Source organism: Streptomyces sp. NBC_01210, assembly GCF_036010325.1.
Lineage (GTDB): Bacteria > Actinomycetota > Actinomycetes > Streptomycetales > Streptomycetaceae > Streptomyces.
The window spans coordinates 4,595,642-4,611,703 of sequence record NZ_CP108549.1 but is presented as its reverse complement, the minus strand read 5'-3'; the positions used below and the strand labels follow the sequence as shown (position 1 = coordinate 4,611,703).

Genomic DNA, 16,062 nt, shown 5'->3' with positions numbered 1-16,062 from the left:
GACACTGGACCGCCTTCCATCGTATGTGCGACGGGAAGACGGCCCTGAGCCCTGTGGAAAACGTGTGGGAAATCAGTCAAAACGGGCGGCGAGCAGTACCACGTCCTCACCGGTCTCGGCCTCGTTGAGCCCCTTGGGCAGCACCGTGCGCAGCACGTGATCGGCGATCGCCGCCGGATCGTCGCGGGCGGCCTTGGGCACGCTCACGGCCGCTGCGTGCAGCCGCGCGAAGGCCCGGTCCATGGGATCTCCGGTATGCCGCAGCAGCCCGTCCGTATACAGCAGCACCGTTTCTCCAGGCTCGGGCGCGAGCTCCACGCTCGGCGCCTCCCAGCAGGCGAGCATTCCCAGCGGCGCCGACAGGGATGTCTCGACGAACTCGGTGCGCCGCTCGCCGACCATCAGCGGCGGGGTGTGACCGGCCCCGGCCAGCACGATCTTTCCCCGGGCCGGTTCGGCGTAGGCGAAGAGCGCGGTGGCGGTGCGCGCGGGTTCGGTCAGCCGCAGCAGCAGCTCCAGATCGGAGAGTACGGCGACGGGATCCTCGCCCTCCATCACGGCGTACGCGCGCAGGGAGGCGCGCAGCCGTCCCATCGCCGCCAGCGCGCTCGGTCCCGAGCCGCTGACCGATCCGACGGCGAGCCCCAGCGCGCCCTCGGGCAGCGGCAGCGCGTCGTACCAGTCTCCGCCGCCGTGCGGTCCTGTGCGGTGCCGGGCGGCGAGCTGGACGCCGGGCACCCGGGGCAGTCGGCTGGGCAGCAGTTCCTCGGCAACGGTCGCCACCGTGGCGCGGGCGTGCTCCAGCTCGAGGAGACGGTCCAGATGCTCGGTGGCGTACCGCATGTAGAGGCCGACGAGATGGCACTGGCGCTCCACCGGAGCGGCCGGCTCGTCGTACATCCAGACGGCCGCGCCGAGGGTCCCGGCCGCCCGGGAGGCGAGCGGCACGGTGTAGCTGGCGGCATACCCGAGGCGGACGGCGACCTCGCGGTGTCGGGGGTCGAGCGTCTCGTCGCCGAGGAGGTCGGCGTTGGCGACGGCCTCCGGCGGACCGGTGGGCCCTGGTTGCCCGTCCGGGAGTCTGCCGTCCAGGATCCGGCCGTATGCGGTGGCGCCGCGCGGCACTGTCTCGATATGGCCGAGCTCGGCATGGGTGAGCCCGAGGCCCTTGGTGAGGGCGGGGCCGCTGTCCGACTCGAAGCATTCGGCCCGTGAGGTGGCGTGCGACGGTTCGAGGACGATCATGCCGCGGGGGGCGCCGACCAGGGCGGCCCCGGCGCGCAGCAGTTCATGGAGGGCGTCGTCGAGCGAACCGGTCCTGGCCAGGCGCTCGGTCAGCTCGTGGAGCGTGGTCAGATCGGAGACCCAGCCGGCCAGCCGGTCCTGAATCACCGCTCCGGGAGGGGCCGGTGCTGCCGGGACCGCGGGCAGCGGCGGGGCAGTGTGCGTGGGCGCGGGAACCGCTGAATCGATTCCAGCCACTTTCGGCAGGTGAGGGGCACTCATGGCAGCCGGCTTTCCGACTGGTGCGTTTCGCTCAATAGCATCGCAAACCCCCATGTCATTCTGCGCCGCTATCAATGCATCCACATGTACACGCACAAGTAAGGGGATGTCCAGCATTGCACCAGTGGGATTGGTGGTGTCTACGAGACCGTTAACTTGGCTGAAAAATGCACCCGATGGCGGTCTACTGGGGTCGACTGAGGTCGTTCGGCAGAGCGTCATTCCAAGCGTGATGGGTACGTAAACGGTGATGGCCAGGGGCAGTTGGGACCGCCCCGGAACCTGGCGGCGGGACCGGGCGTCCTAAAGCCCGTAGGTCGCGCCTCATCCCCGAGTGGCGGGGAAAAGTTACAGCGGGACTACAAGCGCCAGGCGCGCGCCACCCCTCGCCACGCGTTTAATGGACTACAGCCCACGTTCGGCCCCCGGGCGGCGATCCTGCCGCAGGCGAAGCGGGGGGTCGCCCATGCCACCGGCAAGGGGCGGTGATGCGCCGAATTATACGCACAGTGAAGAGCTGCACACATGGTGTGATGTGGACCTCGGCGTTCAACGGAAAGGAACGAGCGCTCATGCGCGAGATCCTCGGAAGGCGACGCAGGCTCCGGTTCCGGCGCAAGAGGGGGCCTGTACAGCTTGAAGCGGCGCTCACCTGCGCCGCCGAGTGGCAATGGCCCGTACTCCCTGGTGTGGGACTGAAAGCGGCCGGTATTCGCGGTGACCGCGGGCGCGGCTGCGCCTGCCCCGACTCCGAGTGCGTCGTACCCGGCGCGCACCCCTTCGACCCCGCAATCCTGGCCGCGACGACCGACGAGCGGATGGTGCGTTGGTGGTGGACCAACCGGCCCACCGCCCCGATCGTGCTGGCCACGGGCGGTCTTGCGCCGTGCGCGGTGAGCCTGCCGGCCGTCGCCGGGGCGCTCGCGCTCTCGGCGCTCGACCGGATGGGCATACGGCTGGGACCAGTTGTCGCGACGCCGACCCGCTGGTCGCTGCTGGTGGCTCCGTACACCCTTGAACAGCTCGGCGAACTGCTCTTCGTCAAGGACTGCGTGCCCAGTTCGCTGCGCTTCCACGGCGAGGGCGGCTATCTGGTGCTGCCGCCCTCGGAGACGGGAACGGGGCAGGTGCGCTGGGAGCGCGCGCCGCTGCCGGGATCCGCGGCTCCCTGGCTGCCGGATGTGGAGGCGGTGGTGGACGCGCTGGTCGAGGCGAGCACCAGCGCACCGGACGGCGGTAGTCGGCTCGCCTACTGAGCTCGATCGAGGGCTCGAGTGCTCACGGTCCAGCTCTGTCACTCGTACGGGTAAGCGCTGGACGGAGTTGTACCGGAATTGGGCGCGCGGCTACCCCGGGCGCCCGCATTCCGTCGGTTATTTTCGGCCCAGCGTGAGGAATTCCCGCGCAATCGGCGCGGTGATCCCATGAATCTCCGCACGATCGGGCCTGCTGCCGCCGTGGTGTTCACCGCGCGGCCTGCCTGCCGGCCCCGTCCATGAACGGGGCCGAAAACAGCGCATGAGCCGACGATGGTGCCCACCGTCCAGGTCTCTGGTGTGACCGGGGCCACTGCCTCGGACGACTGCGCGATGTGGGCCGGAACTCGCCTCTCCGGACGGGGGCGAGGCGCAGACCTGCGTGTCGGCCGAGGGGCGCGCCATCTGAGTACGTACCTACTGCCGCAATACGACGGGCCAGGAATTGGGTTCCGTACTCACTCCTATGGGCCCCGGCCTGCGCACTCAGCAGAACAACTGGGCGGTCGGGGCGAATGACGCCCGGACGTCTGCGAGACGCCTCGTAAGCCCTCTCGCGACCCTGTCGAGGGCTATTCCGTGGTGGCGGAGTTCGCAACTGCGGACGGTGCGGGAGAAGAGCACTTGCCGCTGCGGTCCGGGGGAGTAACTCCGGCGCCCCTGCGGGCCGTTGACGGAACGAACCGTTCCGCAGAAATGGAAGCGCCCGGTCGCTGGCGACGGGGGATGCACCAGCGACCGGGCTTCTAGAACCGTAACAAGAGATCGGCAGTTCGCAAATTCGATCTCGGGTATTCGGACAGGGATTTACCGGCCCGTAGGGCGAGTTGTGACTGGAGTCACCTATCGGTCGACAGAAACCGTCACTCTCAGCTCAGGGTGACTTGGCGGTTGGTGAGCCCGCCGCGCGACCGGCGCTCCTCCGCGGTCAGCGGAGCGTCGGTCTCCAGAGCCTTCGCGAGCCGCTCCGCGAACTCCGCCGCGGGCTTCTCGCACTCCTCGGCCCCCATCCCGCTCGGCAGGTCCCAGACCGGGACCATCAGCCCGTGTGCGCGGAAGGAGCCGACCAGCCGGGTGCCATCGCCGAGTGAGGACGTACCGGCGGCGTGCAGCCGGGCGAGCGCGTCGAGGAGCTGCTCCTCGGGGTGCGGCATGACCCAGCGGAGGTGGTTCTTCTCCGGGGTCTCGCACCAGTAAGCGGCGTCCACACTGGAGAGCTTCACGGTCGGGATCGCCGCGGCGTTGGCGCGCTCCAGCGATGCGGCCACCTCGGGGGACGCGCTCTCCGCCGAGCCCGGGATCCAGAACTCGAAGCCGGTGTGGACGGTCGGCTCGAAGGCGGCGCTCTCGTCGAGGAGATCCTGCAGACGCGGTCCTTCGGCAGGCACGCGCTGCGCGGCGACCGGGGTGCCGGGATCGGCGGCCAGCGCCCGCTGCAGGGTGTCGGCGAGATGGCGGCTGAGGTCGCCGGACGAGGTGTCGTTCTGCAGGCCGAGCAGTACGGAGCCGTCGTCGCGGCGCAGTGCCGGCCACGCCATCGGCAGTACGGTCGCGAGGGTCACCGACGGCACGCCCTCGGGCAGCCCGCCCTTGAGGGTCAGCGCGACGGTCGCGGCGGGCACCAGCTCCCGCAGGGCCACCCAGTCGCACTCGCCGACCAGATCGCCGAAGGGGCGCTGGACCAGCTCGGTCACGGCGTGCGCGGCGACCCGGCCGTGACAGGCCTTGTAGCGGCGGCCCGATCCGCATGGGCAGGGCTCACGGGCCCCGACGGCCGGAACCTCGCCGTTGGTCACCTGGGGCCTGGCGGCCTTGGTCTGGGGGCGCTTCTTGGCCATGGTGTGGCTCTCTCCCGACTGCGGTGGTGCTTGTCTCGGGCGCGAGCCTAGCCGTCCGTCGCCTTCCCGGGGGTGCAGCGCCCCACAGCGGTTGGTTCCGGTTCAGTCGAGATCGTCGTACGCCCCCCCGAAGTCGAAGCTGGGGCCTGCGACGCGCGTAGCGAAATCCTCGCGCCGATGACCTTCGGTGACAATCACCCACACGGTGACCTCACCGGTCGCGCTGTCGCGGACACCCCAGTCCTGGGCCAGCGCGCTGATGATGTTGAGCCCACGGCCGCCGCGGGCGGTGACCGAAGGCGTGGCCGGAACCGGTCGGGTCGGACCGCCTCCGTCCGTCACTTCGACCGTCAGCCGGCCTGCTCTGTCCATGCGCCAGGCGGCGCGGACATCGCCGTCGCCCACCTCCGCGTGCCCCAGCGGCCGGCCATGCCGGCAGGCATTGCTGAGCAGTTCGGAAAGGATCAGTACTGCATCGTCGAGGACCGTCTCCGACACCCCGCTGCGGCTCAACTGCTCACGCATTCGGTGTCGCGCCTCACCCACGCCCGCAGGACCATGGGGTACGGCCATGCTCGACGACGTGGGCACCTCCTGTGCCACCACCAACGCCACCCCCGAGACCTCCTTTGCCCCACGCCACGGTGTGAATGCCCCAATGGACTGGACCGGAAACCGGCCATGGCGGGGCCAGTGACGCACTCGTAACGATCGAATACGGACCGAACGCGCCGGTGCACTCCCTGTAATCGGGGTTACAGACGACCCAACTGGGTCAGCACCTGTTTGGGGCGATTGGTGATGATTGCCTCCACGCCGAGGCGGGCACAGAGCTCGACGTCCTCCGGCTCGTTGACCGTCCAGACGTGGACGCGATGGCCCGCCCGGTGCAGCCGGGCGATATAGCCGGGATGGCTGCGGACGATCCGGATACCGGGCCCGGCGATGCGCGCGCCGGCGGGCAGCCGCCCGTCGCGCAGCCGCGGGGACACGAACTGCATCAGATAGACGGTGGGGATGTTCGGCGCGGCCGCCGCGACCCGGTGCAGGGAGCGGGCCGAGAAGCTCATGATCCGTACGGGCGAGTCGCCGGCCGTCGCGGGGTCCGCCAGGCCGAACCGCCCGAGCAGCTGGAGCAGCCGTTCCTCCACCTGGCCCGCCCAGCGGGTCGGATGTTTGGTCTCGATGGCCAGCTCGATACGGCGGCCGGAATCGGCCACCAGCTCGAGCAGTCGCTCGAGGGTGAGTACGGAGGTGAGTGAGGGGTCTCCCCAGTCGGGACTCTCCGTGGCGTCCTCGTGGCCCTTCCATGTTCCGAAGTCGAGGGCGGCGAGATCCGCGAGCTCCAGGGCGGAGACGGCGCCGCGGCCGTTGGAGGTGCGGTTGACGCGGCGGTCGTGGACGCAGACGAGATGACCGTCGGCGGTGAGGCGTACATCGCACTCGAGGGCATCGGCGCCGTCCTCGATCGCCTTCTTGTACGCGGCCAGGGTGTGCTCGGGGGCGTCTTCGGAGGCGCCTCGGTGGGCGACGACCTGGATGTTGTGCTGTCGTGCTTGGGTCACCGCGTCATGGTGTCACCGTGGCGGGGTAGGCGCGTGTGCGGGGAGCCGGTGACAAGCCAGTGGCGAGCCGTCCGGTGAGCCGGCGCCGCCGACGGCCGAGGAGCGCGTCAGGTGAGCCTGAAGATGCGTCCCTTTTGTCGGACGTAAAGGATTGCGGGCATACGCACAGGTCCTGCTTACAGTGGCCTGACGCGCTCTGGGAAAAGCTGACGGCAGACACTTGCACAGCGGAATGCAAGCCGAAGACTGACGTGGAACCTGAAGACTGACGTGGAACCTGAGGAGAAAAGAGCTGTGAGCACTGAGAACGAGGGCAACGAGGGCACTGCGGTTCCGGCCGCCCCGTCCGTACCTCCTGTGCCGGCTGCCGCTCCCGATGGCACGCATGCGTCCGCTCCGGGAACCGAGACACACGGGACACGCGACGCGCACGCCTCACACAGTGAGGCTCATGAGCGGGCAGCGGCAGAGCAGCTCGGGCAGTCCCCCCAGCCCGAGCCTGCCACCGCGCCGCTGCCCGGGCCCGTACCCGCTGCCGCGCCGGCGGGGGCGCACGGAGGTGTGCCTGCCGGTGCGCAGCAACCGGGAGCCGCATGGCCGCCGCCCCCGCCGGCCCTCCCCTCCTACGGGGGCGGCAGCGGTGGTCCCGTCTGGGGAGCGCCGGCTCAGGTGCCGGAACAGCCGCGCAAACGTTCCGGCGGGCTGATCGCCGCGGTGCTCCTCGCCGCACTCGTCGCGGGCGGTGTCGGCGGCGGCATCGGCAACTGGGCCGCCGAGCGCAACGACGACACGACCGGCTCGACCACGGTCTCCGCGGGCGAGGCACCCAAGGACTTCAAGCGGGAGCCCGGCACGGTCGCCGCCGTCGCGGGCAAGGCGCTGCCCAGCGTGGTCACGATCGAGGCGAAGGCGGGCGGCGGCGGTACGGGTGAGAGTGGCCAGGGCGAAGGCGGTACGGGTACCGGCTTCGTCTACGACAAGGAAGGCCACATCCTCACCAACAACCATGTGGTGGCATCCGCGGCCGACGGCGGCACGCTGTCCGCGATCTTCTCCAACGGCAAGAAGTACGACGCCGAGGTGGTCGGCCGGGCCCAGGGTTACGACGTCGCCGTACTGAAGCTGAAGAACGCCCCCTCCGGGCTGGCGCCGCTGGCCCTCGGGGACTCCGAGAAGGTCGCGGTCGGCGACTCGACCATCGCGATCGGAGCGCCCTTCGGCCTGTCGAACACCGTCACCACCGGCATCATCAGCGCGAAGAACCGGCCTGTCGCATCGGGCGACGGCTCCAGCGGCAAGAACTCGTACATGAGCGCGCTGCAGACCGATGCCTCGATCAACCCGGGCAACTCCGGCGGCCCGCTGCTGGACGCGGGCGGCGCGGTGATCGGCATCAACTCCGCGATCCAGTCGGCGGGAAGCGGCCTCGGCCAGACGCAGGCCGGCTCGATCGGCCTCGGCTTCGCCATCCCGATCAACCAGGCGAAGAACGTCGCCGAGCAGCTGATCAGGACGGGCAAGCCGGTGTACCCGGTGATCGGCGCCACGGTCGACATGACGGACAAGAACTCGGGCGCCAAGATCGCCACCCAGGGCGCGGGCGGCACCGCGGCGGTGTCCGCGAACGGTCCGGCCGCGAAGGCCGGTTTCAAGCCGGGCGACATCATCACCAAGTTCAACGGCAAGCCGATCGACAGCGGCCCGACCCTGATCAGCGAGATCTGGAACCACAAGCCCGGCGACAAGGTGACGCTCACGTTCCAGCGCGACGGCAAGGAGAAGACGGCGGATCTCGTCCTCGGCGAACGCAAGGGCGACAGCTGACGCCGGCCCGCCGGCACCGGTTGCCCCTACTGCTGCCCGCTCCAGCTGCTCGTCCCAAGGCCCGACCGAGGAACAGTGCTGCGACACGTGACGCGGGGCCGGTAGTCTGTAGCCCGCTCCGCCGCAGGTGGCTGGGGCGCGGGTGGGTTGCCCGAGCGGCCTAAGGGAACGGTCTTGAAAACCGTCGTGGCAGCGATGTCACCGTGGGTTCAAATCCCACACCCACCGCGCAGGTCAGCGTAGATGCTGGTCAGAAGGGGTGCCTCTCACTGAGGGGCACCCCTTCTGCGTTCCCGTTGTCTCACCCTGTCTCGCCGGTATCCCACTGTTGACCAGCGCGTGCGGCCAACCTGTGGCCAGGTTTCAGGCCGTCGGCGGGTCTTCCTTGGCCTGGTCGGCAAAGCCCTGGTCGATCAGTTCGTTCATCCGTTCTTCCTCTCCGTCCAGCACCTTCGCGTAGTAGCGCTGAAGTACTGCGATGCTCTGCCCGGCGCGGCGGGCCGTTTCGGCGAGGCTCACCCCGGAGCGCAGCCAGAAGGACACGCAGGCGTGCCGCAGGTCGTAGGGGATGAACGCGAGCGGCGACGCGACCTGAGCCGGTGAGAGCGCCAGCCGCCGCGCTTCCTTCCATACGGCCCCGTACTCCTGAGACCGGATCGGTCCGCCGCGAACGGCACGGAAAAGACGGCCGTCGTCACCGGTGCCGAACTGCTCGATGTGCTGTCGCAGCAGCACCACCAGAACGGGCGGGATCGGCACACGGCGCACGGTCCGTCGGGCGCGGTGCTTGAGCCCGCGCTCTTCGTACGGCATTCCGTCGTCGGTCCATCCTGAGCCGACCTGGGGACGCGCCCCGGAGAGGTCCAGACGGCCCCATCCTGTCTCGGGCAGCGTGCACTGCTCGATGCTGAGTACGGAGACTTCCTCCGGCCGCATGGCGGCGTAGTACATGCACCCGAAGAACGCTGCCAGGTGCTCACCGCGCTCGCCTTGGCCGCGTACGGCTTTGAGCAGCGCGCTCGCTTGTGCAGGGGTGGCCACGCTCCGCTCGTCCAGCTCTTCCATAGCCTTGGGGAGCTCCCAGTGCACGCGGTTCAGCGGATTGCTGGGCAGCAGCTCTTTCTCCACAGCCAGGCGTAGGCAGTTGCTCAGCACGGCCCGACGTCGGCGGATCGTGTTCGGAGCGGCGGCCTTTCCGTCCTTCTTCTTCGCCAGCTCATCGAGGACTGTGCGCATCTTCTTGGCGCTGTCGAGGTCCACGACTGCCGGCGCGTGTTTCTCTGCCCAAGCCAGGGCCTGAGCTTCGGCTTCCGGGGGTTCGGCCTGGTGCCTACCGGCGTTGAAAGCCCACTGATAGAGCGCCCGCCGCAGCAGCTCAGATTCCGGGCGGCCCTTGCCGTCCGGGCAGAAGGCCATGGTCGCGATGGTCAGGCTCTCCGCGATGCTCGCGCGGTGTTTCGCGGCGGCGGTGGGCCACTTCATCGCTACGTGGTCCCGAGCGTGGGTGTACCAGGACGTGCGGTTGAGCTGGCGAAGCTCGGAGACGGGAAGTCCGGTCTCGGTGTCGAATGCCTCTCCGCTGCGGGCCGCCGTTACAAGTTGGGCCCGGCGCGCGTCGGCAAGGGTCTTGGTCAGGAACGGCTCTTGGTGGACCTTGCCGCCTACTGTCCAGCGAAGTTGGAACGGGGCGCTCTTGCTGGCGCGGCGGCGGATGCTCCACACGCGCACGTCATAGGCGTGCATCATCTCTCCTTCATGCCGAAGGGGTCCCGCCACGTGGCGGGACCCCTTCGCGGTCGTGCTTCGGATCAGGCGGCTTTCTCGCAGCTCTCCCACCAGGCGTCGAGGTCCTGACGGCGCACGCGAATCTGTCCGTTGGGGAGCTTGCGCAGCTGCGGGGCCTGGCCCCGGGCGCGCATGCGGTAGAAGGCGGCTCGGCTCATGTCGATCTCCTCGAGGACTTCACCCAGCTTGAGCATCTGAGGACGTGCCACTGTGCGACTCCTTGGCGAAGCGGTCATGCTGGGGCTCTTGGCCCCCTTCTCAGAAGTCCGCTACATCCGCTACGCCGCTACATCGCAGGTCAGCGGGCGGTTTTTTGTAGCGGAGAGGTCGCGTGTAGCGGCTACGTCCCATCACGCGATGTGGGGCGTAGCCGCTACACGGGTTGCTGCCGCTACAGGTTCAGGGGCTCTGAGCTGGGCTGTAGCGGCGTAGCGGATGTAGCGGTTTCCCGGGGAGGGGGGCAGTAGCGCGCCCACGCGTCTTCCAAGTCCTTGGCGTGGAAGCCCTTGAGGACACCGCCAGAAGTGCGGATGTTCCGGGAACGGATGGGCTCGTTGTCGGCGGTCATGTACTCGGCGAGCATCCGAGACAGGCGCCGGTTGTCGAGCGGCTTGCCGTTAAGGTCAGCCCACGGCGCGTCATCGAGCGCGTTGAGCCGGTCCAGAATGGCGATGGTGGGTAGACGGTCGATGCCGATGAGCACGTGATCCCGCAGATCGGTCAACAGCCGAATGCCCAAGCTGTGCTTGTCGGTGTACTGCGCGGCTTTGACGAGGGCCACGCAGGCTTCCCGGGCCCGCTGGGGCCAGTCGCCCCCGGCGGCATCCGCGATGGCGAGCAGCGGTTCCCATACGTCTGCGGGTCGGTCGGTGACACCTTCGGGGAACTCGGGCCAGGCGCCCATGACCCATCCGCGTGCGTGCTCGGCCCATGCGGCGATGCGGTCGCGCAGGGCGTTTCCTTCCTGCTCGTGGAGGCGGGCGCGGAAGGGTTCGACCTTCTCGTTCCTGGCCCGTCGGCGCATGCGGATGATGATCGAGCGGGTCAGGATCGTGTCCGGCAGCGAGCCGAGGCCCGCGACCGCGACGGCCGTGTACGACGGGAACGGGGTCACGGTCTGGCTGTCTCCAACACACCGGTAGGTGACACCCGTGCGACGGTGCCCGGCATTGAGGAACCCGCGCAGTTCCTCGTTGTCGCCAGCCCTGGGGCCGAAAACGGTGTCGATCTCATCGAACAGGATCGTGGGCCGCCCGTCCGGCCCCGACACAGCACGGAACAGAGCAGCCGCTGAGGCGTTCACGGCCACCATGGGGCGCGGGACGAGGGTTTCCACGATCTCCAGCGCCCGCGACTTCCCGGACCCCGGTTCCGGGGAGAGGAACGCGATGCGGGGCGTGGAGTCGAAGCAGTCGAGCAGGTGCGCGTGCGCGTCCCACAGCGTGACGGCGACGTAGGCCGCTTCGGTGGGGAAGATGTTGAACCGGCGGTGGAAGGCTTCGACCTCGTCGAGCAGCGCGGCCCCGTCGATGGTTGGCGCGCTGGTTGTCTCGGGTGCGCTCATGCGGCGGTCCTCCGTTCGGTCGCGGTGGTGACCGCGTGCGGGTCAGGGCGAACAGCAGTGGGGACGCCTTCGGCGACGCCCTTCGGCACGCCCACGGCCGTCCGCGCTGCGGGGTGTTCGGCGGCCGCCGGGCGGCTCGGGGTGCCGGGAATGCTCTTAAGGGCCGGATGGCGGGGCGCGTTCATGACGCCTTGCCGGGGTTGTGGGCGGCCGACCAGTTCAGTGCGCTGGTGATGACCGGTGTGCACTCGCGCTCCCGCAGACCGGCCGCCAGCGCCGCGCCATTAAGAGAATCTTCGACCTCACTGCGAACGAGGTCGCCGGATGCGACGAACCGCCCCAGAGCGCGGGCGGCCCTGAGGAGAGTCCAGTTGCGCTTGCCCTCGGCAGCGCCCGCCACATTCGCGATTTCGGCCCTGAGAGCCGCTGTGGCGTACGCAGAGCCCTTGGACGACGACGGCACGGCCGTTAGTGCCCGCGATGCCTGACGGGTCGTCAGAAGGGTCCACAGCCATTCCGGGAGCGGGACTACCGGAGCGGGGTGGGTGACCGTGTAGGGGCCGGTGGGTGTGGTGCTGCCAGCGGCGACGACGTACCCGCCCCATGCCCGGGTGTCGATGAGCTTGCCGAGCCTGCCGGCCGAATTGGCCAGCCGGACACTGGGCGGCGCGGTGAAGTACAGATGCGCCCCGCCGCTCGCAGTCCGCACCGTACGCGTGGCGGGCACGGCCTGCCCGGCGCGCTCGCAGAGCGCCGTAAAGGTCGTCACGCCGCAAGGCGTGTCCCCATTGCTGTTGGGCTTGGGCATGTCGAGGTCCACGACGAGTAGCCCTGAGGGGCCAGTGGCGATGCCGACGTTGAACGGGCGCGTGGCCCATGCGGCGCGGATGCGGTCGGGGTCGAGGGTGGCGCGCTGTTCCCACTTGCGGTGACCGCCCGCGCAGTCCCCAATGCCGGGGCACTGCGCCTCACCGTGCAGAGCAGGGCGCTTGTCACCGGGACGGAGCGGGAAGACTGCCCACCCGTGTTCGGCGGCTTCCAGCGCTGCGGTGAGCAGCGCGGTGTTGCGGTTATGGGTCATGCTGGATGTCTCCAGTTCTGTGAAGTGAGCGGGAGATCAGGGCGGCCCGGAACTTTGGCGAGATGCGGGCCGCCCTAGCCGTGTCTAGAAGGGCGGTTCGTCGCTGTAGCCGCTGGCGGCCCACGGGCCGAGGTAGGCGGAGGAGCGCCGGGGCAGGGTGTGGCGGCTCATACAGATTTCCTCCCAGCGGTGGGCAGTTCGGGCAGGCCCGCGGTTTCCAGAGCCTGCGGGTCGAAGCCGGGCAGCATCGCTCGATGGGTGAGGGCCTGGGCGAGGGCTTCGGCGTAGGCGGTGCCTTCGCGGGCTACCTCGATCTGGGTGCGGCCGCGGATCGTCTCCACGCGCTCGATGTGCGCGTGTTCCTCGCGCCGCACGGTGGTGTGCCGCTCGTGGGCGATCGTGTCGCGGCGGTCGGTGCGCCAGTAGCGGGCGGCGAGCCCGTAGGCGACCGCGGTCGCCAGCGCCCACAGCAGCAGCGGCAGGGAGATGCCGTCGGCGTATCCGGCGATGCCTGCGAGGGCGAGCCCTCCGGATGCCGCGAACGCGGTTCCGGCGAGTACTCCGTCACCGTTGCGACCGGCAGCGGCGAAAGCGCCAGCCGCCGCGGCCCCGGTGGCAAGCACCACCATCAGGGCGGCGTTGCCGGTGGAATGTGCGGCCCCGTTGGCGTTCCAGATCCGGCCGAGGATGAGCACGGTCGAGGTGGCGAACGCGGGCGCGGCTTTCGGCAGGGCCAGGGCGAGCGTGTGCCGGGCAAGGATCGGTTCGTTCATCGCGCGCTCCTCTACAGATCGCCGATGGCGTTGACAACGGCGGTGGTGAGGTCGTTCACGGGCTGGGCCGCGCCGGTGGAGGCGAGGTAGAAGCCGAACACGACGGCGATGAACGCGGCGCCGTAGCCGAGGGTCTTGGAGCGCAGGAGGAAGAACAGAACGAGTCCGAACAGCGCCACGAGCGAGACGGTGATGGCCATCGGGCATTCCCTTCCGGTGGGTTAGCGGGTGCCGTCGCGGTGGATGCGGGCGGCGACGTTGTAGAGGTGGCGGCCGACGCGTATGCGTTTGCCGATGCCGTCGCAGCGGCGGCAGTGCTTGCCGCGCTTGGGCTTGCCCTGGCGGGTGTAGGTGAGTTGGAAGCCGAGCCCGCGGCACTTGCGGCAGTTGCCGAACGGGCTCGCCCCACACACAGTGGCGTAACCGAGGGTGAGCATGAGGAGCGGCACGCTAGCGGCCAGTACTGAGGTCATGGGGTGCCTCTCAGGCGGGTTTGAGGGCATGGCGAGGGGAGCCCGCTAGGTACTAGCGGGCTGATCAGGGGTTGTTTGGGGTGCTAGCGGTGCCGCTAGACCTAGCGGGGTGTGCTGCTAGGTCTAGCGGCGAACTCCACTCAGCCCGCGTCCCGGTTTCCGTCACGCTCGGCTACGGCGGCGGTGACTTTGGCGCGTTCGATGCCGCGCCGGTTGGCGCCCTTGCCGCCCTCGGTCTTGCCCCACACCTGGCCGGTGGGCACTCCGTGCGGCTTGAGCGCTGCGGCCAGACCCTCGGGGTCCCAGCCGCCGTACACGTCCGGCCGTAGCTCGGCGAGACGGGCCACGACTACTTCGGACCAGAGCTTGGGCTCTTCGGCGGGGACGACGGCGAGGATGTCGCGCAGCAGGTCATACGCCGCGCTCTCGCTGGCTTCCGGCTCAAGCCCCAGCGCATGGCCGGAGAGTGTGCCTGCCGCTTCACGCAGCTTGCGGGCCCGCATGCCGATCGTCTCAGCGGTCGGAGCGTCGACGTAGACGGAGGAGACGATCCGGGCGTCCGCTCCCTCACCCACGAAGTAGTGGATGCCCTTGTCCTTCCAGGAGAACATCGTGGCCCGGATGCCCCGCTTGTAGCTGGACGTGCCCAGGACCATGTCGTTCTCCAGCTGGCCCATCACCTTGAGGCAGAACCGGGCGGATGCGTTGGCGCTGATACCGGTGGGCAGGGCCTTGGCGTCCGGGCGCTGGGTTGCCAGCAGCAGCACGATTCCGGTTGCGGGACCGCGCTTGACCAGGTCGGTGCAGATCTCTTCGAACTCCGCGCCGTGCTTGGGGTGCTCGAACCAGACCTGGCACTCATCCACCCCGATCACGATCGGGTGCAGACCCAGCTTCGGCTTGTTCGCCAGCTCACTGGTCACCTTCGATTCGGGGCAGATATCCCGCGGCAGGGAGCGGATCATCTTCGCCCGCCTGCGCAGTTCCTGCCGCAGGGTGCGCAGGTCGGCCAGCGCGTATTCGATGTCCTCGTCATCGTCGCCCGCACGGTGGCGGTGTGAGACGCGCTCGCCCACGGGGTCAAGGTCGCCGGTGCCCTTGAGGTCGTAGGTGTGCAGCTCAGCGCGCACATCCAGCGCCGCAATGAGCAGCAGCAGACGGAGCAGGAAGGTCTTGCCCATGCGGGGAATCGCGCCGATGACGGCCGCGATGTACATAAGCGTGATCTCGACCCAGCGTCCGCGCTGGTCGGTGCCGAACGCGACCGCCTTGAACAGATCGACCGCGCCGCCCTTGAGCAGCGGCCATACCGGCTTCTTCGCGGTCGACATGTCCTGATCCCCGACCCACAAGACCAGACGGCCGGTGTGCTCATCCGGCACCGCTTCGGGCCACACACACCCGAGCGGACGGCGAAGCCCAGAGGCGAGCTTGTCGCGGCGCTCGATGACGTCGGTCACGGTCACGCCGTAGGGAAGGTCTCCCTCGGCGCGCCAGCCCGGACCGTCGCGGGTGATCGGGGCGGTGAAGGCGAATCCGTCCCGGCCCTTGGACTGTGCCTGATTGATCGCCGGAATCCCCAACGACCCCAGCGCGCGCAGCACGATGTCACTGGTGAGCTTGGGTGCCTTGGTCATCTCCACCGCGCGGGTGATGACCGGCGCGTCAGCCTTCCTGCCGGCCGAACCGAGCGCGAGCATGACCGTGCCGAGCGTGACGGCCTGCAGCCAGCCCGGAGCGAGCACGTACAGCGCGAGGGCGGCACCCAGACCGATGAAGGTGGCCAGGACGGCGACCAGAGTCCGCATCCGTACCCGGCCATCGCGCTGCCGCGACAGCTTCAGGTACTCGGCTGCGTCCTCGCGCCGCACAGCGGCGAGTCGGACCGGCTCCCCCTCGCGGTCGGCGACCCAGCGCATCGATCCGCCGATGAACCGGGCAGCGCCACGCGGCGACTGGAGAGCGAGGCGACCGGCATACAGCGGCGAGCGCAGCGAGTGGTACCCGGCCAGGTGCCCGTAGTGCGAGGCGACCCAACCGGCCGCGGTCTTGAACTCCGCCGTGGACTGGAGCCACGGCGGGACGATCGCCCGCCGCTTCGCACCCATGAGCCGACCCAGATAACCGGGCCCCTCGGGCTGCGGACCATCCACCATCACGGGCGTGTCGAGGTCGCCCGACCCGTCACCCGACGCGGTGGTGAGGGCGTCGGCGAACGGGTCGGCTGCGGGGTCGGCCGACTCGGCACGGGCCGACCGGGCCTTGCCCAAGTCGACTACCTCGCCGCCCAAGTCGGGCCCTGAGTCGAGTCCCCAAGCGGCTTCGAGCCGGTTGAAGAGTTCATTCTCGTCGTCGTGATTCACTGAACGTCCCTCCCTGGGACACGGGGTTGGAAGG

The 16,062-nt window shown here is 69.4% G+C and carries 15 protein-coding genes and 1 tRNA gene; 3 read left to right on the top strand and 13 right to left on the bottom strand.

Translation table 11 applies throughout. The features are described from left to right. Positions 1–72: 72 nt before the first annotated feature. Positions 73–1,623 (bottom strand): PP2C family protein-serine/threonine phosphatase, encoded by a 1,551-nt coding sequence (locus OG735_RS20870; protein ID WP_327324693.1) that lies wholly within the window; start codon positions 1,621–1,623, stop codon positions 73–75. A gap of 455 nt (positions 1,624–2,078) precedes the next feature. Here OG735_RS20870 and OG735_RS20865 point away from each other — a divergent pair, with 455 nt between their 5' ends. Continuing rightward, a complete protein-coding gene (locus OG735_RS20865; protein ID WP_327324692.1) occupies positions 2,079–2,762 on the top strand; it encodes a bifunctional DNA primase/polymerase in 684 nt (227 codons plus the stop codon). Positions 2,763–3,631: 869 nt separating this feature from the next. On the opposite strand, the gene OG735_RS20860 is transcribed toward OG735_RS20865, so the two are convergent. The 3 genes from OG735_RS20860 to OG735_RS20850 all read right to left on the bottom strand — a co-directional run bounded on the left by OG735_RS20860 (position 3,632) and on the right by OG735_RS20850 (position 6,165). Further along, the gene (locus OG735_RS20860) at positions 3,632–4,600 is read right to left on the bottom strand and encodes a DUF5926 family protein (protein ID WP_327324691.1); all 969 of its coding nucleotides are present in this window, start codon (positions 4,598–4,600) and stop codon (positions 3,632–3,634) included. Positions 4,601–4,702: 102 nt separating this feature from the next. Continuing rightward, positions 4,703–5,302, bottom strand: a complete 600-nt coding sequence (locus tag OG735_RS20855) for an ATP-binding protein (RefSeq protein WP_327324690.1) — start codon at positions 5,300–5,302, stop codon at positions 4,703–4,705. Positions 5,303–5,355: 53 nt separating this feature from the next. Then, a complete protein-coding gene (locus tag OG735_RS20850; protein WP_327324689.1) occupies positions 5,356–6,165 on the bottom strand; it encodes a glycerophosphodiester phosphodiesterase in 810 nt (269 codons plus the stop codon). 294 nt (positions 6,166–6,459) lie between these two features. Between OG735_RS20850 and OG735_RS20845 the strand changes: the two genes are divergently transcribed. Together OG735_RS20845 and OG735_RS20840 are read left to right on the top strand one after the other, a co-directional pair. Further along, on the top strand, positions 6,460–7,989 hold the full coding sequence (locus tag OG735_RS20845) for a S1C family serine protease (protein ID WP_327324688.1): 1,530 nt from the start codon (positions 6,460–6,462) through the stop codon (positions 7,987–7,989). 141 nt (positions 7,990–8,130) lie between these two features. After that, a tRNA-Ser gene (locus OG735_RS20840) sits at positions 8,131–8,217 on the top strand. 135 nt (positions 8,218–8,352) lie between these two features. Here the strand turns inward: OG735_RS20840 and OG735_RS20835 are convergent. The 9 genes from OG735_RS20835 to OG735_RS20795 all read right to left on the bottom strand — a co-directional run bounded on the left by OG735_RS20835 (position 8,353) and on the right by OG735_RS20795 (position 16,028). Continuing rightward, the gene (locus OG735_RS20835; protein WP_327324687.1) at positions 8,353–9,732 is read right to left on the bottom strand and encodes a tyrosine-type recombinase/integrase; all 1,380 of its coding nucleotides are present in this window, start codon (positions 9,730–9,732) and stop codon (positions 8,353–8,355) included. A gap of 65 nt (positions 9,733–9,797) precedes the next feature. Beyond that, entirely contained in the window at positions 9,798–9,983 is a 186-nt protein-coding gene (locus OG735_RS20830) for a helix-turn-helix transcriptional regulator (RefSeq protein ID WP_327324686.1), read from the bottom strand. 182 nt (positions 9,984–10,165) lie between these two features. Beyond that, positions 10,166–11,338: a DUF3631 domain-containing protein gene (locus OG735_RS20825; protein ID WP_327324685.1), complete on the bottom strand. Its 1,173-nt coding sequence runs from the start codon at positions 11,336–11,338 to the stop codon at positions 10,166–10,168. Then, positions 11,335–11,523 (bottom strand): hypothetical protein, encoded by a 189-nt coding sequence (locus tag OG735_RS20820; RefSeq protein ID WP_327324684.1) that lies wholly within the window; start codon positions 11,521–11,523, stop codon positions 11,335–11,337. The genes OG735_RS20825 and OG735_RS20820 overlap by 4 nt, the downstream gene beginning before the upstream one ends. After that, a complete protein-coding gene (locus OG735_RS20815) occupies positions 11,520–12,419 on the bottom strand; it encodes a bifunctional DNA primase/polymerase (protein WP_327324683.1) in 900 nt (299 codons plus the stop codon). The genes OG735_RS20820 and OG735_RS20815 overlap by 4 nt, the downstream gene beginning before the upstream one ends. A 167-nt stretch (positions 12,420–12,586) precedes the next feature. Continuing rightward, on the bottom strand, positions 12,587–13,192 hold the full coding sequence (locus OG735_RS20810) for a hypothetical protein (protein WP_327324682.1): 606 nt from the start codon (positions 13,190–13,192) through the stop codon (positions 12,587–12,589). A gap of 11 nt (positions 13,193–13,203) precedes the next feature. Beyond that, positions 13,204–13,392, bottom strand: a complete 189-nt coding sequence (locus OG735_RS20805) for a hypothetical protein (RefSeq protein WP_327324681.1) — start codon at positions 13,390–13,392, stop codon at positions 13,204–13,206. Between the two features lie 21 nt (positions 13,393–13,413). Further along, positions 13,414–13,665 carry a hypothetical protein gene (locus OG735_RS20800; protein WP_327324680.1) on the bottom strand — a complete coding sequence of 84 codons (252 nt, stop codon included), beginning with the start codon at positions 13,663–13,665 and terminating at the stop codon, positions 13,414–13,416. Positions 13,666–13,805: 140 nt separating this feature from the next. After that, entirely contained in the window at positions 13,806–16,028 is a 2,223-nt protein-coding gene (locus tag OG735_RS20795) for a cell division protein FtsK (RefSeq protein ID WP_327324679.1), read from the bottom strand. Positions 16,029–16,062 lie beyond the last annotated feature (34 nt).